The sequence below is a fragment of the Pseudomonas sp. UBA6699 genome, from assembly GCF_002454615.1.
Taxonomy (GTDB): domain Bacteria; phylum Pseudomonadota; class Gammaproteobacteria; order Pseudomonadales; family Pseudomonadaceae; genus Aquipseudomonas; species Aquipseudomonas juntendi.
Map to the genome: position 1 here is coordinate 1 of NZ_DKJF01000017.1, position 20,892 is coordinate 20,892.

Below are 20,892 nucleotides of genomic sequence, written 5' to 3' on the forward strand. Positions count from 1 at the left end.
ATCAACGGCAAGGATGTCGATCTTAACTGAAGGGGTAACCCAGGATGGAATTTCGCAACCTGACGCCGTTTGACGTCATGTGCTTCAGTGCGCTCGCACCTGACGGTCAGGAACATCCCGTTATTGCAATGAAAGTTGGATACCGCCTTGAACCGATCAAAGAGAGACCCGGACAATGCGATGCTGTCGTGATGGATAAAGATCCGGTCCCCTTATGCAGAGCTGATACCTATCATGACGAGCCTGGATTCAGTTCTGTCCTTGAGGAAAGCGATCTTGCGCCCTTCAAACCGCGTTGTGATGTAGTTGTTGTTGGCCACTCTCATGCTCCCGAGGGGCGTCCAGCTCAAACGTGGGAAGCTGGGTTACGCATTACCTCAACTCGACCTCGACTAGAAATCGTCGATCCGCTGCCTCCGAAGCGAGCTCCAGGCGTTTGCCTAACTGCTGATGAACTGCAGGAACACCAAGCCGCTATACTTGCAGTGCGACAGCGCAACAGAGAACAACTCACACCGCTTCTACTACTAGGTAAAACGCTTCGCTTCACCGGCCATCGTGAGTTTCACCGCACCTTCCTTGGCTGGCACCTCACCGAGCCAGATCCCGCCGAATGCGTTCCGTTGCGCTGGGAACAGGCTTTTGGTGGATCGAGCCAAATCGCTAACCCGCAGTTCGGGCACATTCCAAATGCGCCCGAGTTCTTGCTCAATGAAGTCTGCTTTAGTAACCCATTGGGTTGCGGCTGGCTGGAGCAACGCTACGAGCGAATACATCATGAGCAAACCGGTGAGCAACTGGCGCGCTTACCAGCCCCTCAAGTAGAACACCTGGACGCCCCTGTTGAGCGCTTACTGCGTTTGAAACATCCAAATGGGCCTCTGGATGCATCGGCAATGGCCAAGCTAGCCGCCACCTACGGCTGCACTCCCGCAGGGTTTGGTGTCGTAGGCCGAGCTTGGGCACCACGCTTAAAGCTTGCTGGTACCTATGACCAGGATTGGGAAGAAAGCCTATGGCCAGAGTTACCGCACGACTTCGATTTTTCTTATTGGAACGGCGCACCCGCCGACCAGCAAATACCCTTTCCCACGCCTGATGCTCACATTGCCCTGTTCAACCTTACTTCTCCAGCCCTGAGCAAAAACGGGCTCTGTAAGGTCCAGTTACCTGGCCATCGCCCCTTCGTACTCATACGCATGACCAGCGGAGTGATGATACCGCTGCCGATGCTCACCGACACACTGCGTATCGATACAGATGCTATGACGCTATCGATTACCCACCGCATCAGCCTACCTAGGTCGCTCGACATTCGGGTACTTGAAGCGCGCTTCGAGACTAACCCGGACGCCCCCATCATCCGGCGTAAACCTCGCCATATCCGGGAGAGTGCCTGATATGGCTAAGAACGTCGCGGCTCGTCAACAAACGAAGTGGACTGTCATCAGCATCGCTCCCGATGTTTGCAAAACGCCCATGGGTAGCAGCATCCCACCCGTTCCCTACCCGGTCACCGCCGAACTCGATACCAGCGCCGGTGTCGCCACTAGCGTACGCGCGAATGGCCATCCGTTAGTGGTCTACAAACGCAGTTTCACTCCCAAAACTATTGGAGACGAAGCTGGCAAAGCCAGAGGGGTCAAGAGTGGCACTGTCGAAGGCAAATGTCATCCGCTGGAGCACAGCAGTTCCGTGCGGGCAGAAAGGCACCAACTGGTTCGTCATGGCGACCTGTTCTGGATGAATGGGAGTTGATGCGATGAGCGATCCCATTCAACTCGACACTCTTGTTGTTCAAGTCCATGAGGTGCCGCTGCGTAAGATGTCGCATGGTCCCGACAGAATATTCGTGCAGACAGATGGCACCGGCAAGGTGCTGGTGGATTTCGCTGACGGCCCGAATGAGTGGGGAAAATCTCTGGAACTCACTGAAGCGCAATATGAAGATTTGCGCCAGGAAGCGTTTCATAAGGAACTGGCGGATCTAGACGACATACCCAAATACACTGATCTCTATCCCTCTCTAGACAAAGGATTAGGTGGCGCAAGTACTACACCCAACGGTAACACCTTGGGCCGAGTAAATGGCGAAACCGCCGCAAGTGGCGATGATGCTGAGCACTCAAATCCGGAGGTGGAGAGCGAAACGCCGGCAGAAGGCTTTACGGATGATGAGATCCTTGACGCTGTACAGATGGGGCTTGACGTTATTGGCCTGATTCCTATCGTGGGTGAGCTTGCCGATGTGGCGAACGCTGGAATCAGCCTCTCGCGCGGTGACTATGCGGGGGCAGCTTTGTCTCTGCTATCAGCTATCCCCTTCGCAGGATACTTGGGTACAGCAGGTAAGATCGAGCGCCACGGCGCCAAAGCTGTCGCTGAAGCTTCGGCAAAAGCCGCGAAAGAAGGAACTGAACGAGCAACGAGAGAGATTTCGAGCGATGCTGCGGGAGAAGTAGCTGAAAGAACCGGAGCGAAAGTAGCAGCCAGCCCTAAAAGGCTGAGAGATCAGTATCTTGGCCGCACACCCGGCAAGAGTTCTAGGACTGGCCGGGAGGTTCAAGAGCGAATGAGGGCGGAAGGAAAGCTGAAACCAGACCCGCTTACTGGAGAACCCATATTCCAAGCATCCAACGGCAATTGGTATGATTTGTCTAAAGCAGACATGGCCCACAATACAGACGCTGTCAGCTGGTGGAATAAAACAGGAAGGAAATTTGGGGCGAAAAGCCCTGAGGTTAGAAAGTGGATGCTAGACTCAAGAAATTATACTATGGATCACTATTCCCTCAATAGATCGGCAGGTGCTAGGCTGGGTGAAACATACAAGCCCCCACTAAAATAGAGATCATAATGAAGAAAAAACTAAGCAGTGAAATTGAAGAGAAAATACAAGCCCTTGGGAAATCCGGAAGAAAAGCGTGGATTGACGGGCACACCAATGAAGCGGAAAGATTTTTTCTAGGCTGCTGGGAAGCAATACCCGAGCCCAAGCTTGAATATGACTATGCTCAAATACTGTCGAGAGGGTTGGTCAAATTTTTTAGGGATACTCATCAAGTAGAGAAGGCCAGAAACTGGGTCAATGTCATGGAAAAAGCTTATGGAACTACAAAAGATGTAGACATTGAGTTCCTAACAGCGACAGTTCATTACGTGGCAAATGACTTAGAAAAAGCCTACGAAATTTTTCATTCTCAATATCACAAATATGGCAAGCGACCATTTGAAGGGGAAGACAAGCAGTATCTTGACTTCACACTAGAACGTATGAAAGGAAAATAATATGCAGCTCAGCGAGAAGACTTACGCTGCCATCGACAGCCTATCCCAGCAGGGTAATACCCTCATGGACGACGATAAATTTGACGCTGCCATTGAAAAGTGGAGCCAGGCCCTAGATCTACTCCCCAAGCCGTCCGTAGAATGGGAGGCATTTATGTGGCTATCTGCATCAATTGGGGATGCTCAGTTTCAAAAAAAGAACTATCTGCTCGCAGCCAGCAGCCTCCAGGACGCACTTAACGCCCCTGGCGGAATCGAAAATCCATTCATACATTATCGATTGGGACAGTGCCAACTAGCCCTTGGAAACTCGACTGCAGGGTTAGAATCCCTCCTGAAAGCCTACATGCTCGATGGAAAGGACATTTTCCTTGCAGATGCAGGCGGCGCTGAGCTGCTAAATATCCTGAAAGACCAGAAACTTATTGTTTAGTTTTTCAACGCCACAAGCTCATGATGCATCCTTACCGCTAGGAGGAGGATGCATCTTGGATGGGAGGTGTCCATTGTTCACACTGCACAACTCCGAGAATTCGAGCCGAACTTCACGCGTCAAAAGAGTCGAATCGAAAGCTTACCGTCCGCTACCAACTGGACGTGAAGACCAGAGCCAGGTGGCGATCAGGAACCGCTAGGTAGAATTTTCGGATGGGACTTACCAATATACAATGTCAAGTTGATTGTTTCTGAAAAGGCGATGGAACTGGAATCTCAGCAGTGGCGGTCATGCTCTTGAAGGACATTCAGGGCCATCTACTTGAATTATTCCCACAATTGGGCGTAGGTCTAGTGCATCGCAGACTTTACCATACGCCAAACTATCTGACCCACAGCCAAGTTCAATAAATTCGACGAAGCGGAGATGAGCTATTCCTGCGTCGATAGATCTGATTTACTTATCGAGAGCGGCAAGCGGCTCCTATTTATGGCGATTGGCGCCATGACGAGGCATACCAGAATAGCAACAAATAACCCAGGACCACCAGCCAAACTTGGCGATCTAATAAAAACATACCACAGACTAAGCCACTGAATTAGTAAGCATAAAACAAAAAAACCAGCCAATGAACAAACAACTTGAAGATCATCTTCCTAAACACCAGGCAGACATGATAAGCATAGCACTTGAATACGTAGACAATAAAGCTGACGAAGTTTTCGTCCATGCTGCATCCGAAGAAGGAACCTCCTCTTTCGATGTATTCTATAAAATCAATGGTAAAATAGTGAGAAAAGAAGAGATCAATTCTGCCGTCAACCCCGGCAAAACTAAATATGACGACTCAGAAGAACGGCAAGACGCGATGCTGGATATTGGACTAGATAACATCGAAGCCATTGAAGAAAAATGTCTCGAATTCGGAGTTAAAACACCCACAGAAATGCGATTGCATTACGATGTAAAAAGTGGGAGATTTCGCGCAAAATTACGATACGATAATGTCTTCACCGACACCCCAGATCTGTTACCAGGAAACGTATTCGATGCGTGGTATTCAAGCGAGCTAAGAGGTGAGTCAAGTCTGGGGCCTGCCTAAAATGAAATCTCGGCTATCAGCACATCAGCTTCATCAATAAATCACTGCACCCTTTCATTACATGGACCCACCAACAACAGAAGGGGCGAAACAGCATAACCTTGACGACTGTTTTCGCCCCGAGCCATACAGCAAAACTTATGTAATCGTACTATTACACTGCTGTCTTTGTAAGAACTTCCCAGGCAATTTAATTTTTACTTTCAACCAGAAAGAAATCCCCTACAGAATATGGAGACCTAACCACGTATATACGACAGAATTGAATAGCTCTCAGCACTCTGCCTGCTGGCACCCTCTCAAGCCAGACCGCAGTTGCCCCTTGCCAGGGGAAATCGACCTTGGTACGTAAGCAACGGTTTGGATATTGAGGGGTTCCAACCCACGATGTCATGCTCTGCACTGCAAGCAGCGGTCTGCCTGCATTGATCACAGTTGGAGCATCATGTTCGTAGTCAGCATGCCTTCCCAGCGATTGGGCAGCAAATGCCTCAATCCTAACGTTGCAACGAGAGTTGGTTTTCATCAATGGCAGTTGCATCCCCGAGGCGCACGATGAACCTGCTCCAATTGCAATGCTTCCTCGCCGTCGCCGAAGAACGTCACTTCACCCGCGCGGCTGATCGCCTGCATATCGAACAATCCCTACTCTCCCGCACGATTCGTGACCTGGAACATGATTTAGGAGTGACCTTGTTCGAGCGCGGCGCCGGTATCGGAACGAATCTGACAGCTGCTGGCCAAGCACTGGCAGAATCCGCCCCGCGGATCTTCAGCTTGGTTGATCAGGCCCGCAGTGCGACTTTGGCAGCCGCTGCAGGTTCACTCGCGACACTGCACGTTGCCCTCTCCGACGGCATCCTGCCCAAGCGCCTGGCCTGCAGCCGCGAGGAAGAGCCCGACATTAACCTGCAACTGTTCGAGGTGCCGCTGGCCGAGCAGCTCAAAGGCCTGCAACACAACCTGTTCGATGTCGGCTTTGCCTGTGCCCCCGGCGAACCCCACGGCCTGTCCAGCGAAACGCTGTGGCAGACCGAACTGGTAGTCGCCCTCCCACCTCGCCATCCGCTGTTGGTCCACAAACGAGTGCCCCTGCCCGAACTGGCAGCGTGCCCACTGGTTCTGTTCCATCCCAAGCTGCAAAGCGGGCTGCATCAGCAGGTTTCATCGCTACTGGCCGGGGAGGCACATCACTCACCGTGGCGGCCCAGGCTAGCAGCCAGGAGATGTTGATTTCTTTGGTGGCCGGTGGATATGCCGTGGGACTGAGCTGTACGGCCCAATTGAAGGCGCACGACATCGAAGACATCGTGCTGCGGCCTCTGGCCGGTGAGGCGGTTCACGTATCGACACATCTGCTCTAGGCCACGTACGAACCTGGCACGCCCTTGGCGCGCTTTATCCATCGAGCCTTGCGGATAGCGGCTACCCCGCACTGATGCCAGAAGACACCGGCTAAGTTGTAGGGGATCTCTGCTTAACGTCTTGTGAGCGCGGCGCGGTCATCTATCCGGTGAGAGCGTGTTCCGCATTGTTTGCTGCGCGATGGCTGCGGCAGGCGCTGAATGCGGGCACATCCTCATCGATGTCAACGGACGTCCAGGAGAGTCAAAGCTGACCCAGCCCATCCAAGCCTCGGTGCTCGACACCGAACACCGCATCCTCCGCCGCCCCGACGTGAAGCGTAAGGCCGGCTTCAAGCGTGCACATCTACGCACTGATCGCCCAGGGCAAGTTCCCCAAGCCCATCAAGCTTGGCATCCGTGCGGTCGGCTGGGATTCCCTAAAGGTCGAGCGCTGGCTGATCGACCGCGTTTCGCCACGCGGCTGAGGCAACTGATCTGCCGCATCGCCATCGAGGGCCTGGACCTGGTGGTGTCGAATGATATGCAAGGCCAGTTGAACACCCTACTTTTGCATGTACCGGATGGCCGCCTGCGGCTGCGTAACCTGCGGTCACTGTTCCGGCCACACTACCACCTGTTGTTATCGATACACAGGGCGCACGCAACGTACTGCTGGAGATGGCGATTCTGGCGTCCGACCTGGTGCTGTCGCCGGTCACGCCGGAGATCTTCGCGGCCCGCGGACTGAGCCGGGGCACCCTGCAGTGCTCAGGAACCTGGCGTCCATTAAGGCACGCGCTATGAGCAAACCGCCCAACTTGTTCCCGCCAAAACCGAGTGGTGCCCCCCTCCGCTCGAAAAGCCCCGTGTGGACGGCCCGCACATGGCGACCGTCGCCGGGCCGCCTGGTGAGGAGATCTATTGCGATGAATGGGGCCGGGTCATGGTCAGCTTCCCATGGGACCGGGAAAGCAACAAATAACAAACTCAGCTCTTGCTGGGTGCGGGTATCCCAGGGTTGGGCCGGTGGCAATTGGGGAGCGGTGGCCATCCCGCGTATCGGCCAGGACGTAATCCAGTTCCAGGCAGAAGGGCATAGTCAGCGAACAACGACGCATAAGGCAGGCGCTCAGGTACGTAGTGTAGCCGCATAGAGCTCCTGGCCGTTGACCTTGGCGGCCTTGGGCGCAGCGATGAACAGCCGTGCCCTGCGCCCGATGACAAATGGCTCGATCGCACGCTCCGCACCGTTGTACAGCCAGCGTTTCAATTGGCCCAGAATCATTGGCGCGTGAGCCGTGTCTTCCACAAAGGCAGCCAGTTCATCCGCTTGCAGGAGGAAGCCGCTGGCACCGATCAAAACACTCCGAGGCAAAAACCGCCTCTACGCGATCTCAGCGTTATGTGCCCTGTTCAACAGTCTGGCGCTTTGCTTGATCGCGGCGGTGGCGCTACAGTTGACCAATTGAGTAGGATTTAACGCTCATACTCGTTTTACGGTTAGTTTCGTCCTGGATACGACACCTCCAGATCACGTCGGGGCTGCCTTGAACGGAGGTGCGATGATTAACCGAACAGCGGCGGACTGGCAGCGCCTGCAAGACCTGCCAGCGCTGCTCGAGCAGCTGCCTACCCTCGCTGCAGAACTGGCGTTCCCCTTCTACAGCTTTACCTACAGCAGCCAGAACCATCAGCTCAGCGCAGGCAACCTTCCGCCACAGGGCACGCAATTGGTCCAGGCAGCACTGGACTTGCGGCCAGACACTCGCCACTACTCGAACATGCCCGTGATGTGGAGCGAAAACGCATTCCAGTCTGCCGCCGGCTCATGGGCGACGGCCTATGCTCTGGGCCTGCGTTACGGCTGGATCCAGCCGCTGCACGACGGTAGCGGCCGCAGCAGCCTGACGCTGCTGCGCCCTCATGTCAGGCTGTCGATCACCGAGCATTACGAAAAAGCCGCGTGGGTCATGTGGCTGGGTGAGCGCCTGCACCTGGCAGCCGCCCGGGAGGCAGGCCTGGCTGAACGCGAACATGGGCCGGCCTTTAACCCAGCTCAACGAAATCGCTGTAATTGAAAATGTACTTGGAATTTCGTGGCTGACAGAAACGAAAAAAGACGCCGAAGCGTCTATTTTCGATGATTTACAGACCTCAATTGAAACCTGTAAATCCATATTTGGAGCGGGAAACGAGACTCGAACTCGCGACCCCGACCTTGGCAAGGTCGTGCTCTACCAACTGAGCTATTCCCGCGTCGTGATGGGTGCCATTCTAGCGATTTCAAAAACCGCGTCAACCCCTTGATTCAAAAAAACTTTTACTTCTGCTCCGAACCTTCGCGCAGGTGCGGCCAGGCCGCCAGCAGATAGTGCGCCATCGACCACAGTGTGAGCCCCGCCGCCACCAACAGCAGTGCATAGCCGAGGATCACCCAGAAGGTCACCGCTGGCGGGTTGCCCAGCAGGATCACCAGCGCCAGCATCTGCGCTGCGGTTTTCCACTTGCCCAGGTTGGACACGGCCACGTGTGCCCGCGCGCCCAGCTCGGCCATCCACTCGCGCAGTGCCGAAACCACGATTTCACGGCCGATGATCACCGCCGCCGGCAGGGTGAGCCAGAAATTCGCGTGGGTCTGTACCAGCAGCACCAGGGCCACCGCCACCATCAGCTTGTCGGCCACCGGGTCGAGGAAGGCACCGAACGGCGTGCTTTGCTGCAGGCGCCGCGCCAGGTAGCCGTCCAGCCAGTCGGTGGCAGCGGCAACCGCGAACACGCTGCTGGCGGCCATGTAACTCCACTGGTACGGCATGTAGAACAGCAGAATGAAGCACGGGATGAGCAGGACGCGTAGAACGGTGAGCAAGTTAGGAATATTCATCGGTACGACTGGCCGCAAGTTGAGCCGGCATTCTACTCGCTATGCAGGCTGGCATAAATTGATTCGGCAAGCTTTTTGCTGATGCCGGGCGCTTTGGCAATTTCATCGATACTGGCGCGGTTGAGCTCCTGCAGCCCGCCGAAATGTTTCAGCAGGTCGCGGCGGCGCTTTGGCCCTACCCCAGCAACATCTTCCAGGCTGGACACCCGCCGCGCCTTGCCACGCCGGGCGCGATGGCCGGTGATGGCAAAGCGGTGTGCTTCGTCACGGATCTGCTGGATCAGGTGCAAGGCCGCAGAATCGCCCTTGAGGGTGAATTCATGGTGCACGTCGTTCAGGTACAGGGTTTCGAAACCGGCCTTGCGCGTGACGCCCTTGGCGACACCCAGCAGGGTCAGTTCGCTGAAACCCAGCTCCTGCATCACATCGCGGGCCATGTTCAGCTGGCCCTTGCCACCGTCCACCAGCAGCACGTCGGGCAGTTTGCCCTCGCCGTCCTTGATACGCCCATAGCGGCGGGTCAGGGCCTGGTGCATGGCGGCGTAATCGTCGCCAGCGGTGATGCCTTCGATATTGAAGCGGCGGTAGTCGGACTTGATCGGCCCCTCGGGGCCGAACACCACGCAGCTGGCTACGGTGGCTTCGCCACTGGAGTGACTGATGTCGTAGCACTCCAGGCGCTGCGGCACTTCGTCCAGGCCCAGGACCTCAGCCAGGGCCTCGAAGCGGGCCGCCATGTGCTGACGGTTGGCCAGCCGAGCGTTGAGCGCCTGCTCGGCGTTGGTCACGGCCAGTTGCTGCCAGCGGGCACGGGTGCCCCTTACCCGATGGCTGATGGTCAGCTCGCGCCCACGCAACGTGTGCAGGGCCTCGGTAATGGCGGCGAAGTCTTCGTGGACAACGTTGACGATCAACTCGCCTGGCAATTCGCGCTCTGCATTGCCCAGGTAGTACTGGGAAAGAAAAGCGGCCATGACCTCGGCCAGGTCTTCCTCGATGCCCACCTGCGGGAAAAAGTTCTTGCTGCCCAGTACCCGCCCACCGCGCACGCTGATCAGGTGCACGCAGGCGCCACCCGGGTTGACGAAGGCAGCGATGACATCGACATCACCTGTGCCACCTTCGATGTACTGCTGGTCCTGCACGCGGCGCAGCAGGCTGATCTGGTCGCGCAGTTCGGCGGCCTTTTCGAAATCGAGGGCCATGGCGGCTTTCTCCATTTCGGCATTCAATTCATTGCCCAACTGCTGGCTGCGCCCTTCCAGGAACATCACCGAATGGCGCACGTCCTCGGCATATTCCTGGGCGCTTACCAAGTCGGTGCACGGCCCTTTGCAGCGCTTGATCTGGTACTGCAGGCAGGGCCGGGTGCGGTTGGCGTAATAGCTGTCTTCGCACTGGCGCACGGAAAAGGCCTTCTGCAACAGGCCGAGGCTTTCACGTATGGCGCCGGCGCTGGGGTATGGGCCGAAGTAACGGCCCTTGGCCTTTTTCGCGCCCCGATGAATACCCAGGCGGGGAAACTCCCCGTCAGACAAGAACACGTAGGGGTAGGACTTATCGTCGCGCAGCAGGATGTTGTAGGGCGGCCGCCATTCCTTGATCAGGTTCTGCTCCAGCAGCAACGCCTCGGTTTCATTGGCGGTGATGGTGGTCTCGACCTGGGCAATGCGCGCAACCAGCGCGGCGGTCTTGGGGGCCAGGCCGGTCTTGCGGAAATAGCTGGCCAGGCGCTTTTTCAGGTTCTTGGCCTTGCCCACATACAGCAGGCGGGCGTCGACGTCGAACATCCGATAAACGCCGGGGCGACCGCTGCAGGTCGCCAGGAATGCGCTGGCATCAAAAACTTGGGACATGAGGTTTACAGGCTTGCGTCAACCATACCGTGGCGAACGGCCAGCAAGGTCAATTCGACGTCGCTGGTGACCGAGAGTTTTTCAAAGATCCGATAACGGTAAGTATTGACGGTCTTGGGCGAGAGGCACAACTTGTCGGAGATGATCTGCACTTTCTGGCAACCGACGATCATCAGGGCAATCTGGATTTCCCGCTCGGACAAGGCGTCGAACGGCGAGCCTTGTGGCTGGAACGGCTTGAGCGCCAGCTGCTGGGCGATCTGCGGGCTGATGTAGCGCTGGCCGGCAAATGCCAGGCGGATGGCCTGGACCATTTCATCGAGCCCTGCGCCCTTGGTCAGGTAACCGGCAGCGCCGGCCTGCAGCAAGCGCGTGGGGAACGGGTCTTCCTCGCACACGGTGACTGCAACCACTTTGATGTCCGGGTGGCTGCGCAACAGTTTGCGAGTGGCTTCCAGGCCGCCGATGCCGGGCATTTTCACGTCCATCAGCACCACATCTGGCTTCAGCTCACGGGCCAGCTTGAGCGCCGACTCGCCCGAGTCCCCCTCACCCACCACCTGCAGGCCGTCAATGTCGGCCAACATGCGCGTAATACCGGTTCGTACCAGATCGTGATCATCGACGACTAAGACCCTAATCAAGCACACACCTCATCAGCAGGGCGATTGGATCCCGCCACCTTAACAAAATTTTTCACAGTGGGCCTAACGCATTACTTCCGTCAGAAACGTCCGACGCTCAACTGTGAGAATCCATACTGTATACCGGGGTTTAACATGACCCGTCAAGCGCGCCAGCAGGTAGGCAACGTGCCGGCTGATCGTCGATATGGATCCTTGATGCCTGCGCCGTTCGCGCTGGACACGCCAGCGCCTGGCGATCACTCGATAGCGCGCTGCATACGCACGAAGCAATCGTCTTCACCCATCTCGATAAACCCATGGCGCTGATAAAGGCGGCGTGCCGGATTGCTGCGAAACACCATCAGCCTGAGCAGCGGCAACTGCCGCTGCCTGGCCCACAGTGCCAACTGCTCCAGCACCAAACTGCCAACACCGCGCCCGCGGTGCTCGGGGAGCAAATGCAACTCGCGGATGAACAGGGCCTGGCGGTCCTGGCTGAGGCTGCAGTAACCCAGCACCGCGGTGCCATCTGCCACCAACCACTGCTCGCGCCAGCCCCAGGCCTGGTCGAAGGCGTCTTCCACCCAAAGCAGACCGTATTGGCCGTAATAAGGCAGCATGGCGCGGCGAGTCAGGTCGCGGGCGAAGGTGCAGTGGCTGGTAGTGGCAGGGATCAGTTGCAGGCACATGTCAATCAACGCTCACGGTCGCGGTTGACGTTGTGCCCGGGGCTGGCCAGCAGGGCAGCCCCAGGCACCGATGCATGGAGGCGATCAGTAGGTTCGCCAGGTTGGCGAGGGGCCGGGTCAGGCCTCAGGCTGCTCGCCAGCAGGCTCGGCGGCAGGGGCGGCAGCTTGTGCCTTGGCCTTCGCCCGGTTACGGCGTTCCTGGCTGCGGTGCCGCGCAGCCTGCTGCTTGGCATGCAGTGCCTGTGCAGCAGTCACGGTACCCGCTGCTTGGCCACTGAGGTCCAGGCGCGGTGCATTTTCGACCATGCTGGCCCAGTACCGGGCGCCGCGGCACCAGGTGGAAATACCCAGCTTCAGCTGTTCACGGGTAAGCCCGAGCAGCTCCAGGTGTTGCTCGGCATCCTTGAAGATGCCTTCTTTGAGCGGCACCTTGGGGGCCGGGTTGACCGGGAAGGCCAGGGGAAAATGCTTCTGCAAAGGCCAGATCGCAGCGACCGCCGGATCCTGTTCGCGCGGCTTCGCCTGCGGGGACGGCTTGCGCTTTGGCTGTTTCGCGCTTTCGGCCTTTACCTGCTGTTTCTCCGCCCGCAGGCGGTCGCGTAGCTCTGCTAGTTGTTCAAAACCCATCGTTCAATTCACTGCTTGTGGTTGATTGCGGGGTGCAAGGATAACCCATGCAGCCACCCCAGTGTTTGCAGGTCATCTTTCCATCAGCTGAATACCCACAACACCCGCGTTGGTTTGCCGGTCAGGTTGGCATAACGAAAGCTGGCATGTGGCTGCAGCTGGAAACTGTCATTGGCGCGCAGGGTAACGGGCTCACCGCCGTCGAGCCACACGGTCAATTCGCCTTCGAGCACGAAACACCCCTGCTCTGAACTGTCGTCCAGGTACTCCTCGCCGCTGCTCGCCCCAGGTTCAAGGTGGCTATCGAGCATGGAGAAGGCGCCACTGATGCTGGGCGATGCCAGCACGTCGGTGATGCCACCGGCCAGGTGCAAGGTGCGGCGCTCGTGCGGGCGGGTGACCCAGCCGAGCTCGCGGGGCTTGGCCAGCTTGTAGAAGTAGGCAGTCGACACACCGAGCTCTTCGCTGATGGCCGTCAGGTCGGCGACGGTCGGGCGCGAAACACCGCGCTCGACCTGGGACAGGAACCCCACCGAGCGGCCGATACGCTGGGCCAGCTCGCCAAGGGTCAGGCCCTTGAACTTGCGCAGGTCGCGAATCAGTACTGCCAGGCCTTCAATTTCTTCGTGCACTTTCATAGTTGAATCGCGACGTTCGGACGGAAAAACAATGCCCTGAAAAGTACAGGATTCAACCTGCAAAGCAAAATGCTTCCAGGCCTTGCGCGTGCCAGCCAGGCAAACCGGGGCCGCTTTGCAGCCCCGCTGAGGCTACCTGCCGCTCAGCGAACAGCCTCATACGTGAGGTCGAGGCATTTGCGCGCCTTTGCCACCAGCTCGTCGATCTCGGCAAGGCTGATCACCAAAGGCGGCGCGATGATCATGGTGTCGCCCACCGCGCGCATGATCAGGCCGTTGTCGAAGCAGTGCTGGCGGCAGATCATGCCCACGCCTTTGCCTGGGTAGCGGGTGCGGCTGGCCTTGTCTTTTACCAACTCGATCGCGCCCAGCATGCCCAGGCCACGCACCTCACCGACCAACGGGTGGTCGGCCAGCTCACGCAGGCGCTGCTGCAGGTAAGGCGCAGTCTTATCCTGCACCTGCGTGATGATCTGCTCGTCGCGCAGGATGCGCAGGTTCTCCAGCGCCACCGCCGCGGCCACCGGGTGGCCGGAATAGGTAAAACCGTGGTTGAAATCGCCGCCTTCGCTGACGACCCGCGCCACCTCGTCACGCACGATCACGCCGCCCATCGGGATATAGCCCGAAGTCAGGCCCTTGGCGATGGTCATCAGGTCGGGCTCAAGGTCATAGTAGTCAGTACCGAACCACTGCCCGGTGCGGCCAAAGCCGCAGATCACTTCATCGGCCACGAACAGGATGTCGTACTTGGCAAGGATCTGCTTGACCTTCGGCCAATAAGTGTCCGGCGCAATGATCACGCCCCCGGCACCCTGGATCGGCTCGGCGATGAAGGCTGCGACGTTGTTTTCGCCCACCTCCAGAATCTTGCGCTCCAGTTGCTCGGCGGCCCACACGCCGAAGTCGGCCTCGGTCATGTCGCCGCCTTCGCCGAACCAGTACGGCTGCGGGATATGCACGATATCCGGGATCACCCCGCCCTGCTGGTGCATGCCGCTCATGCCCCCCAGGGCAGCGCCTGCCACGGTAGAGCCGTGGTAGCCATTGATGCGGCCGATGATCACCTTCTTGTCGGGCTGGCCTTTCAGCGCCCAGTAGTGGCGCACCATGCGCAGCACGGTGTCATTGCCTTCGGAACCGGAGCCGGTGAAGAACACATGGTTCATGCCTGGCGGGGCCAGATCGGCGATCGCCTTGGCCAGCTCCAGCGCCGGTGGGTGCGCGGTCTGGAAGAACAGGTTGTAGTACGGCAGCTGCTTCATTTGCTGGCTGGCGACCTCCGCCAGCTCATCGCGGCCATAGCCGACCGCCACGCACCACAGGCCAGCCATGGCATCGAGGATCATGTTGCCCTCGCTATCCCACAGGTATACGCCCTTGGCCTGGGTGATGATGCGCGGGCCTTTCTCGGCCAACTGTTTAGCATCGCTGAACGGCGCCAGGTGGTGGTCGCGGCTAAGCGCTTGCCAAGCCTGGGTCTGCGAATTCTGTGCACTCATCGTCTTCACTCCGTCAGGTCGCGCAGGCGCGCTGCGCGGTGGGTTGCTTGCGGTTCTGGCGCAGCAGCGAGCGCTTGCGGCAAGCCGCGCCGAACGCCTGGAACAGGGTCAGGTACTGCGGGTTGTCCATGACCTGGTACTCGGGGTGCCATTGCACGGCCAGGCTGAAGCCCTGGCCGTTGTCCAGCGAGATCGCCTCCACCAGGCCGTCGGGCGCCAATGCCTCCACCCTCAAACCCGGCGCCAGCACATCGATGCCCTGGCCGTGGATGGAGTTGACCTCGAACACTGCCGGCAAGCCCAGGCGTTCGAGCAAACCGCCTGGCTGCACATGCATGGTGTGGCGCGGGCCATATTGCTTGTCGATCGGCTCGCCCGCGCCTTCGCGGTGGTCCATGAATGCGCCAGCCTCATGCACGTTCTGGTGCAGGATGCCGCCCAGTGCCACGTTCATTTCCTGAAAACCACGGCAGATGCCCAGCACCGGCACGCCGGCGGCGATCGCCGCGCGCATCAGCGGTAACGTGGTGGCGTCCCGCAGCGGGTCATGCTGGGTGCCCTCGGCACTGGCCGCGCCGTGGTAGTGAAACGGCTCGATATTGGACGGCGAACCGGTAAAGATCAGTCCGTCTACCACCTCGAGGATGTCGGCGCTGTCGAGCAGCTCCCCCAGGCTGGGTATCACGATGGGCAGGCCGCACGCCGCCTTGGCTGCCGCACGTGCATACTTCTCGGCAATGGTCTGGGTGGCATGCTGCCCGCTCATGGTGGTGCAAGCGGTGATGCCGATCACGGGCACACGTGGCATAGCGTCCTCCGGCAATGGGTATTGCGCGTGGTTTAGGTTGGCAAGGGATGGGGGCGAACCGCAGGCGCTACAGGAACCAGCGATACTCGCGGGCATCGATGTGGCGCATGAAGTCCAGTTGCTCCTGGTACTTGTTTTCGCAATAGACCATCACGAACTCGCTGCCCAGGCCTTGTTCCAGCACCGGGTGATGACGCATGGCGGCCAAGCCGCTGAGCGGGTCCTTGGGGAAGTCGATGCCGCTCTGGCGGTCGTTGTTCAGCGGGGCGATGGGCTCGACGCCCCGCTCCAGGCCGTACTCCATGCCGGTGAGAATGGCCGCCAGCACCAGGTACGGGTTGGCATCTGCGCCTGCCAGGCGGTGCTCGATGCGCAGGTTGCGCGGGTCGGATTCGGGGATGCGAATGCACGCATCACGGTCTTCGAAGCCCCAGCTGGCCTTGCTCGCGGCGTTGACCATGGCACCGTAACGGCGGTAGGCATTGTGGTTGGGGGCAAAAATCGGCATACAGTGCGGCAGCAGTTCCAGGCACCCCGCCACCGCATGGCGCAGCTTGCGCTGTTCGGCAGCGGCGAGCAGGTTGTTGCCGTCGTTGTCGTACAGGCTGACGTGCACGTGCATGCCGCTGCCTGGCGCATCCAGGTAGGGCTTGCTCATGAAGCTGGCGCGGTAGCCGTGCTTCAGGGCAATGCCCCGGGTACTGCGGCAGAACAGTGCCGACCAGTCAGCCGCGGCAAGGGCATCGTCGCTGTGCAAGAAGTTGATTTCGAACTGGCCTGGGCCCAGCTCGGCAGTGATCACGTTCGCCGGCACGCCTTGCTCATTGGCGCCATCGACCATTTCATGCAACACCGAGGAAAAGCGCGAGAGGCGCTCGATGTGCATGTTCGGCTGGTCGTCTGCGTCGCCGCTGGCAGTGTCACGCGGGTAACACGGCAAGCCGTTGTCCAGCGCGCGGTCGAACAGGTAAAACTCCAGCTCGAACGCCACCACCGGGCGTATCCCACGCCTGGCAAGGCGCTGCAGCACGCGGGCCAGCACTTCCCGTGGCTCGAACTCGATCGGCCTGGCGGTGCCGTCGGAGGTGATCAGCATCTGGGCGATCGGTTCTTTTTCCCAGCGCACCGGCTTCAGCGTACCTGGCACCAGCCGCCGTACAGCATCCGGGTCGCCGTCGGCAAAGCAGTAGTCACCTATGGGGTAAAGGCCGCCCTGGGTACCCAGCAGCACGCAGTTCTGCGGCAGCTTCAGCGGTGCCCCAGCTGCAACCTTTTCCAGCATGTCGATGGGGTAGCGCTTGCCGTAGAAATGCCCGGGAATGTCCAGCGCAATCAGGTCGACATAACGTATGGCCGGGTGCTGCGCCCGAAACGCACGCACTTCAAGCAGCAAATCCGCAGAGGGGGCACTCATGTTCTTGTCCTTGTGGGGTGAACCAACTCAAGTGAAGACTCGCCCTTGAATGCCGCCCGCGCTTGCAAGGGCTTCAACCTCTGGCACGGCTTCAATAGCCTGGGCGCTCGTGAAATTTTCGCAGATATTTTTCATGAAAAAATACATTAAAAATTTCACACGTCAAGATCATCTGCGTGCCGCCGGTCTGCGTCTGCGCGACTTGGCCCCTGCCACGCGCAACAAGCCAATAGCTTAACTACTGGCTCTGAGAAGCTTGACTGTCTCACTTGCCACCCGAGGGCGCTGCTATGGTGGAAGCACCTACGCAATCAAATGAACGCCAAACTGGGAGGCAGCATGACAGTAGACAAAGTTGCAATTATCACGGCTGGTGGCAGCGGCATGGGTGCCGCCGCAGCCCGGCGCCTGGCCGCGGATGGCTTTAAAGTGGGCATCCTTTCTTCATCGGGCAAGGGCGAGGCCCTGGCCGCAGAGCTTGGCGGCATCGGCGTTACCGGTAGCAACCAGTCGGTTGAAGACCTGCAGCGCCTGGTAGACGCTGTGGTCGGCAAATGGGGCCGCATCGATGTGCTGGTCAACAGCGCGGGGCACGGCCCACGTGCGCCCATCCTGGAGATCAGCGACGAGGACTGGCACAAAGGCATGGACACTTACCTGCTCAATGTCATTCGCCCGACACGCCTGGTGACGCCCTACATGCAGCGGCAAAAGGGTGGCGTGATCATCAACATCTCTACCGCCTGGGCATTCGAGCCGAGCGACCTGTTCCCCACTTCCGCGGTGTTCCGCTCGGGGCTGGCGGCCTTCAGCAAGATCTTCGCCGACACCTACGCCGCCGATAACGTGCGCATCAACAACGTGCTGCCCGGCTGGATAGACAGCTTGCCGGCCACAGAGCAACGCCGCGACAGCGTACCGCTCAAGCGTTACGGCACCCCCGAAGAAATTGCCGCCACCATCGCGTTCCTTGCCAGCGAGGGTGCTGCCTACATGACCGGGCAGAACATCAAGGTCGACGGCGGCCTGACGCGTAGCGTGTGAGGCTGCTGACGAGGTAAGCGCGCCTCGTCACTTGCCGGCGATCGATGGGCTTGCCACGCAACGTTGGGCGTTCAAGTAACGCGAGTGCTTCAGCCACGCCTGCTGCGGGTAGTAGGCGAACACGTAGCTGCCGCGTTGCAGCGTGTGGATCAATTTCTCGGCAATCGCCGGGCGCACGGCAGGGCAACCCTGGCTGCGCCCGAGGCGGCCGAGGCTAGGCACCACGCTGGGGTCGGCGTACGCTGCGGCATGCATGACGATCGCCCGCGCCATGCTGTTGTCATTGAACCCTGGCTCCAGCCCCTGCAGGCGCAACGAGCGCCCATGCTTGCCATTGTAGGCCTGGCCGGTTTCATAAAGGCCGACGGAGGACTGGTAACTGTTCGGCGCGTTGGAAAACGCGTTCGGCAGATCGGCGCCGCTGTTCTTGCCATGGGTGACCCACTCTTCGAACAACAGCTGCCTGGCGCGCAGGTCGAACACCCACAAGCGCTTGTCACGCGAGGCCCTGGAATAATCGATAACGGTCAGCAATTTGTCCCCTCCCCCCTGGCTCGCACAGTGATAGGCGGTAAGCGCCAGGGCCAAGGTCGCCAGACTGGCGGCGGGTGCCAACCGCTGCAGCTCGGCAGCACTGGGCAGCGACTGCGCCTGAGCGCTGTGCCAGGCACCGAGAATGAACAGGCCGGCAATGGCCATCGCAAGCCGCACAGCGCGGCGCACTGAGGTGAACATCGATACGGATCCCTGTTGGAAAACGGGCCTGTGCAGCCGTTGCTTGCAGCCAAATGCGGCTACTGTGTTCGCTTTCAGGCCATTTGCCGATCATTTGCTGACCAATGGCCTGAGTGTATCTGCGTTGTTCACAGCAAGCGCCTCGGCTTGGCGCGCGGGGTAACAAATGCGCACCTGAAATGTGCACAAAATTCCCAACTCAAATACGCGCCCGCTAGGCAATGATCGGTTAGAGACCGGCAACCCGCTGTAATTACCTGCGCCTGACCGATTGGTACGAATCTTGTTTGTATACAAATCCAAAAACAAAAGTACACAACCATCATGGAGTCCCGATGGCGTCGATTTCGCGTTCCGATGTTAGCCAGCTTGATGCACGCCCCACCGCCACGGCGGATCCCGGCCAGGTGACATTGAGCCCGCGCCTGTACAGTGCCGACCTGGCCCCTACCCGTGCCGCCAAGCGCACCTGGGGTCGCTACAGCCTGTTCGCGCTGTGGACCAACGACGTGCACAACATGGCCAACTACTCGTTCGCCATCGGGCTGTTCGCCCTGGGCATGAGCGGGGCGCAGATCCTGGCCGCCTTCGCCCTCGGTGTCTTGGTGATCTACGGCTTGATGAACCTGTCCGGCTACATGGGTCAGAAAACCGGCCTGCCCTACCCGGTCATGTGCCGCATCAGCTTCGGCATCCATGGTGCCCAGATTCCGGCACTGATCCGCGCGGTGATCGCCATTGCCTGGTTCGGCATCCAGACCTACCTGGCTTCGGTGGTGCTGCGTGTACTGCTCACCGCCATCGCCCCAGAACTCAAGGCCTACGACCAGAACAGCATCCTCGGGCTGTCGAGCCTGGGCTGGGTCACCTTCCTCGGCATCTGGTGCGTGCAGGTGGCGATCTTCGCCTACGGCATGGAAATGGTGCGCCGCTTCGAGTCGTTGGCCGGGCCGATCATTCTGGTCGCCTTCGCCAGCCTGGCCGGCTGGATGTACTGGCGCAGCGGCTTGTCGATCGCCTGGTCCAGCGGCAATGCCCCGACCGGTTCTGCCATGTGGCTGAAAGTGCTCGGCGCTGCTGCGCTGTGGGTCTCGCTGTACGGCACCATGATTCTCAACTTCTGTGACTTCACGCGCAATTGCCCGGACCGGCGCACCATCAGTGTAGGCAACTTCTGGGGCCTGCCGGTGAACATGCTTGGTTTTGCCCTGATTGCAGTGGTACTGGCCGGTGCGCAGTTCAGCATCGATGGCAAGCTGGTGCAGAGCCCGACCGAAATCGTTGCGGCCATCCCCAACACCGCCGGCCTGGTATTGGCTTGCCTGGCTTTCCTGATCGTGACCGTGGCAGTGAACATCATGGCCAACTTCGTCGCCCCGGCCTACGTGCTGACCAACCTGGCACCCAACCTGCTGAATTTCCGCCGCGCAGGCTTGCTCAGTGCCGCCATTGCGGTCGTGATCCTGCCCTGGCACCTCTACAACAGCCCCTCAGTGATCGTGTACTTTCTCGGTGGCCTGGGCGCCCTGCTCGGCCCGCTGTACGGCATCATCGTCACCGATTACTACCTGGTACGCCGCAGCCGGGTGAACCTGCCGCAGCTGTACAGCGAAAGCAGGCAGGCGGCCTACCACTACAGCGGCGGGGTCAACCTGCGTGCCGTTGCGGCATTCGTGCCGGCGGCACTGATCGCCATCGTGCTGGCGCTGGTGCCAGCCTTCGACACCTTATCGCAGTTCTCCTGGTTCTTCGGCGCCGGCCTGGGTGGGCTGATCCACTACGCCCTCGCCAACCGCAACGCCAGCTACCTCGCGGTGAGCGGCGAGAGCATTGCGGTGGATAGCGCGCATCACTGACCGGGGCACGATCAGCCGACTGATGAGGGCCAAGTGATGCTGGC

At 59.1% G+C, this 20,892-nt stretch carries 20 protein-coding genes, 1 tRNA gene and 4 pseudogenes; 13 read left to right on the plus strand and 12 right to left on the minus strand.

Annotated features, from left to right (window positions below; all coding sequences use genetic code 11):
• Positions 1 to 44 precede the first annotated feature (44 nt).
• The 10 genes and pseudogenes from B3361_RS02495 to B3361_RS02545 form a co-directional block, all read left to right on the plus strand.
• Positions 45 to 1,400, plus strand: coding sequence for a DUF2169 family type VI secretion system accessory protein (locus B3361_RS02495; RefSeq protein ID WP_154211431.1), 1,356 nt, complete (start codon positions 45 to 47; stop codon positions 1,398 to 1,400).
• 1 nt (position 1,401) lies between these two features.
• Positions 1,402 to 1,758 (plus strand): DUF4150 domain-containing protein, encoded by a 357-nt coding sequence (locus B3361_RS02500; RefSeq protein ID WP_082414554.1) that lies wholly within the window; start codon positions 1,402 to 1,404, stop codon positions 1,756 to 1,758.
• 4 nt (positions 1,759 to 1,762) lie between these two features.
• Positions 1,763 to 2,848: a GH-E family nuclease gene (locus B3361_RS02505; RefSeq protein WP_082414558.1), complete on the plus strand. Its 1,086-nt coding sequence runs from the start codon at positions 1,763 to 1,765 to the stop codon at positions 2,846 to 2,848.
• A gap of 8 nt (positions 2,849 to 2,856) precedes the next feature.
• The gene (locus B3361_RS02510) at positions 2,857 to 3,288 is read left to right on the plus strand and encodes a hypothetical protein (protein ID WP_202981498.1); all 432 of its coding nucleotides are present in this window, start codon (positions 2,857 to 2,859) and stop codon (positions 3,286 to 3,288) included.
• A 1-nt stretch (position 3,289) separates the two neighbouring features.
• Positions 3,290 to 3,721 carry a tetratricopeptide repeat protein gene (locus B3361_RS02515; protein WP_054904195.1) on the plus strand — a complete coding sequence of 144 codons (432 nt, stop codon included), beginning with the start codon at positions 3,290 to 3,292 and terminating at the stop codon, positions 3,719 to 3,721.
• A gap of 631 nt (positions 3,722 to 4,352) precedes the next feature.
• Complete coding sequence (locus tag B3361_RS02525; RefSeq protein ID WP_154211433.1) at positions 4,353 to 4,826, plus strand: DUF600 domain-containing protein; 474 nt, start codon at positions 4,353 to 4,355, stop codon at positions 4,824 to 4,826.
• A gap of 555 nt (positions 4,827 to 5,381) precedes the next feature.
• Entirely contained in the window at positions 5,382 to 6,059 is a 678-nt protein-coding gene (locus B3361_RS02530) for a LysR family transcriptional regulator (protein ID WP_166524968.1), read from the plus strand.
• Between the two features lie 381 nt (positions 6,060 to 6,440).
• A pseudogene (locus tag B3361_RS02535) lies at positions 6,441 to 6,657 on the plus strand (AlpA family phage regulatory protein).
• Positions 6,654 to 6,967 (plus strand): annotated as a pseudogene (locus B3361_RS02540) (ParA family protein); the annotation flags it as partial. The pseudogenes B3361_RS02535 and B3361_RS02540, both read left to right, overlap by 4 nt.
• Positions 6,963 to 7,248 (plus strand): annotated as a pseudogene (locus B3361_RS02545) (phage baseplate assembly protein V); the annotation flags it as partial. The pseudogenes B3361_RS02540 and B3361_RS02545, both read left to right, overlap by 5 nt.
• 7 nt (positions 7,249 to 7,255) lie before the next feature.
• Here the strand turns inward: B3361_RS02545 and B3361_RS02550 are convergent.
• A pseudogene (locus B3361_RS02550) lies at positions 7,256 to 7,424 on the minus strand (IS66 family transposase); the annotation flags it as partial.
• Between the two features lie 310 nt (positions 7,425 to 7,734).
• Between B3361_RS02550 and B3361_RS02555 the strand changes: the two are divergent.
• Positions 7,735 to 8,250, plus strand: a complete 516-nt coding sequence (locus B3361_RS02555; protein ID WP_054904193.1) for an autoinducer binding domain-containing protein — start codon at positions 7,735 to 7,737, stop codon at positions 8,248 to 8,250.
• A gap of 102 nt (positions 8,251 to 8,352) precedes the next feature.
• Here the strand turns inward: B3361_RS02555 and B3361_RS02560 are convergent.
• The 10 genes from B3361_RS02560 to B3361_RS02605 all read right to left on the minus strand — a co-directional run bounded on the left by B3361_RS02560 (position 8,353) and on the right by B3361_RS02605 (position 17,213).
• A tRNA-Gly gene (locus B3361_RS02560) sits at positions 8,353 to 8,428 on the minus strand.
• A gap of 64 nt (positions 8,429 to 8,492) precedes the next feature.
• A complete protein-coding gene (gene pgsA / locus B3361_RS02565; protein WP_029885978.1) occupies positions 8,493 to 9,053 on the minus strand; it encodes a CDP-diacylglycerol--glycerol-3-phosphate 3-phosphatidyltransferase in 561 nt (186 codons plus the stop codon).
• 32 nt (positions 9,054 to 9,085) lie between these two features.
• The gene (gene uvrC / locus B3361_RS02570) at positions 9,086 to 10,909 is read right to left on the minus strand and encodes an excinuclease ABC subunit UvrC (protein ID WP_054904192.1); all 1,824 of its coding nucleotides are present in this window, start codon (positions 10,907 to 10,909) and stop codon (positions 9,086 to 9,088) included.
• 5 nt (positions 10,910 to 10,914) lie between these two features.
• Positions 10,915 to 11,553 carry a response regulator transcription factor GacA gene (gacA, locus tag B3361_RS02575; RefSeq protein ID WP_003251380.1) on the minus strand — a complete coding sequence of 213 codons (639 nt, stop codon included), beginning with the start codon at positions 11,551 to 11,553 and terminating at the stop codon, positions 10,915 to 10,917.
• A 239-nt stretch (positions 11,554 to 11,792) separates the two neighbouring features.
• A complete protein-coding gene (locus B3361_RS02580; protein ID WP_054904191.1) occupies positions 11,793 to 12,224 on the minus strand; it encodes a GNAT family N-acetyltransferase in 432 nt (143 codons plus the stop codon).
• Positions 12,225 to 12,341: 117 nt separating this feature from the next.
• On the minus strand, positions 12,342 to 12,851 hold the full coding sequence (locus B3361_RS02585; protein ID WP_009686322.1) for a ProQ/FinO family protein: 510 nt from the start codon (positions 12,849 to 12,851) through the stop codon (positions 12,342 to 12,344).
• 83 nt (positions 12,852 to 12,934) lie between these two features.
• The gene (locus B3361_RS02590) at positions 12,935 to 13,489 is read right to left on the minus strand and encodes a helix-turn-helix domain-containing protein (RefSeq protein ID WP_009686321.1); all 555 of its coding nucleotides are present in this window, start codon (positions 13,487 to 13,489) and stop codon (positions 12,935 to 12,937) included.
• Positions 13,490 to 13,632: 143 nt separating this feature from the next.
• On the minus strand, positions 13,633 to 14,991 hold the full coding sequence (locus B3361_RS02595; RefSeq protein WP_054904190.1) for an aspartate aminotransferase family protein: 1,359 nt from the start codon (positions 14,989 to 14,991) through the stop codon (positions 13,633 to 13,635).
• A gap of 13 nt (positions 14,992 to 15,004) precedes the next feature.
• Positions 15,005 to 15,799, minus strand: a complete 795-nt coding sequence (locus B3361_RS02600) for a gamma-glutamyl-gamma-aminobutyrate hydrolase family protein (protein ID WP_286920064.1) — start codon at positions 15,797 to 15,799, stop codon at positions 15,005 to 15,007.
• Positions 15,800 to 15,866: 67 nt separating this feature from the next.
• Positions 15,867 to 17,213 (minus strand): glutamine synthetase family protein, encoded by a 1,347-nt coding sequence (locus tag B3361_RS02605; protein WP_154211435.1) that lies wholly within the window; start codon positions 17,211 to 17,213, stop codon positions 15,867 to 15,869.
• 339 nt (positions 17,214 to 17,552) lie between these two features.
• Here B3361_RS02605 and B3361_RS02610 point away from each other — a divergent pair, with 339 nt between their 5' ends.
• Positions 17,553 to 18,257: an SDR family oxidoreductase gene (locus B3361_RS02610; RefSeq protein WP_054904204.1), complete on the plus strand. Its 705-nt coding sequence runs from the start codon at positions 17,553 to 17,555 to the stop codon at positions 18,255 to 18,257.
• A 27-nt stretch (positions 18,258 to 18,284) separates the two neighbouring features.
• On the opposite strand, the gene B3361_RS02615 is transcribed toward B3361_RS02610, so the two are convergent.
• Entirely contained in the window at positions 18,285 to 18,992 is a 708-nt protein-coding gene (locus B3361_RS02615) for a murein L,D-transpeptidase catalytic domain family protein (protein ID WP_177331323.1), read from the minus strand.
• A gap of 335 nt (positions 18,993 to 19,327) precedes the next feature.
• On the opposite strand from B3361_RS02615, the gene B3361_RS02620 reads away from it, so the two are divergent.
• A complete protein-coding gene (locus tag B3361_RS02620; RefSeq protein ID WP_286920065.1) occupies positions 19,328 to 20,848 on the plus strand; it encodes an NCS1 family nucleobase:cation symporter-1 in 1,521 nt (506 codons plus the stop codon).
• Positions 20,849 to 20,892: the final 44 nt, after the last annotated feature.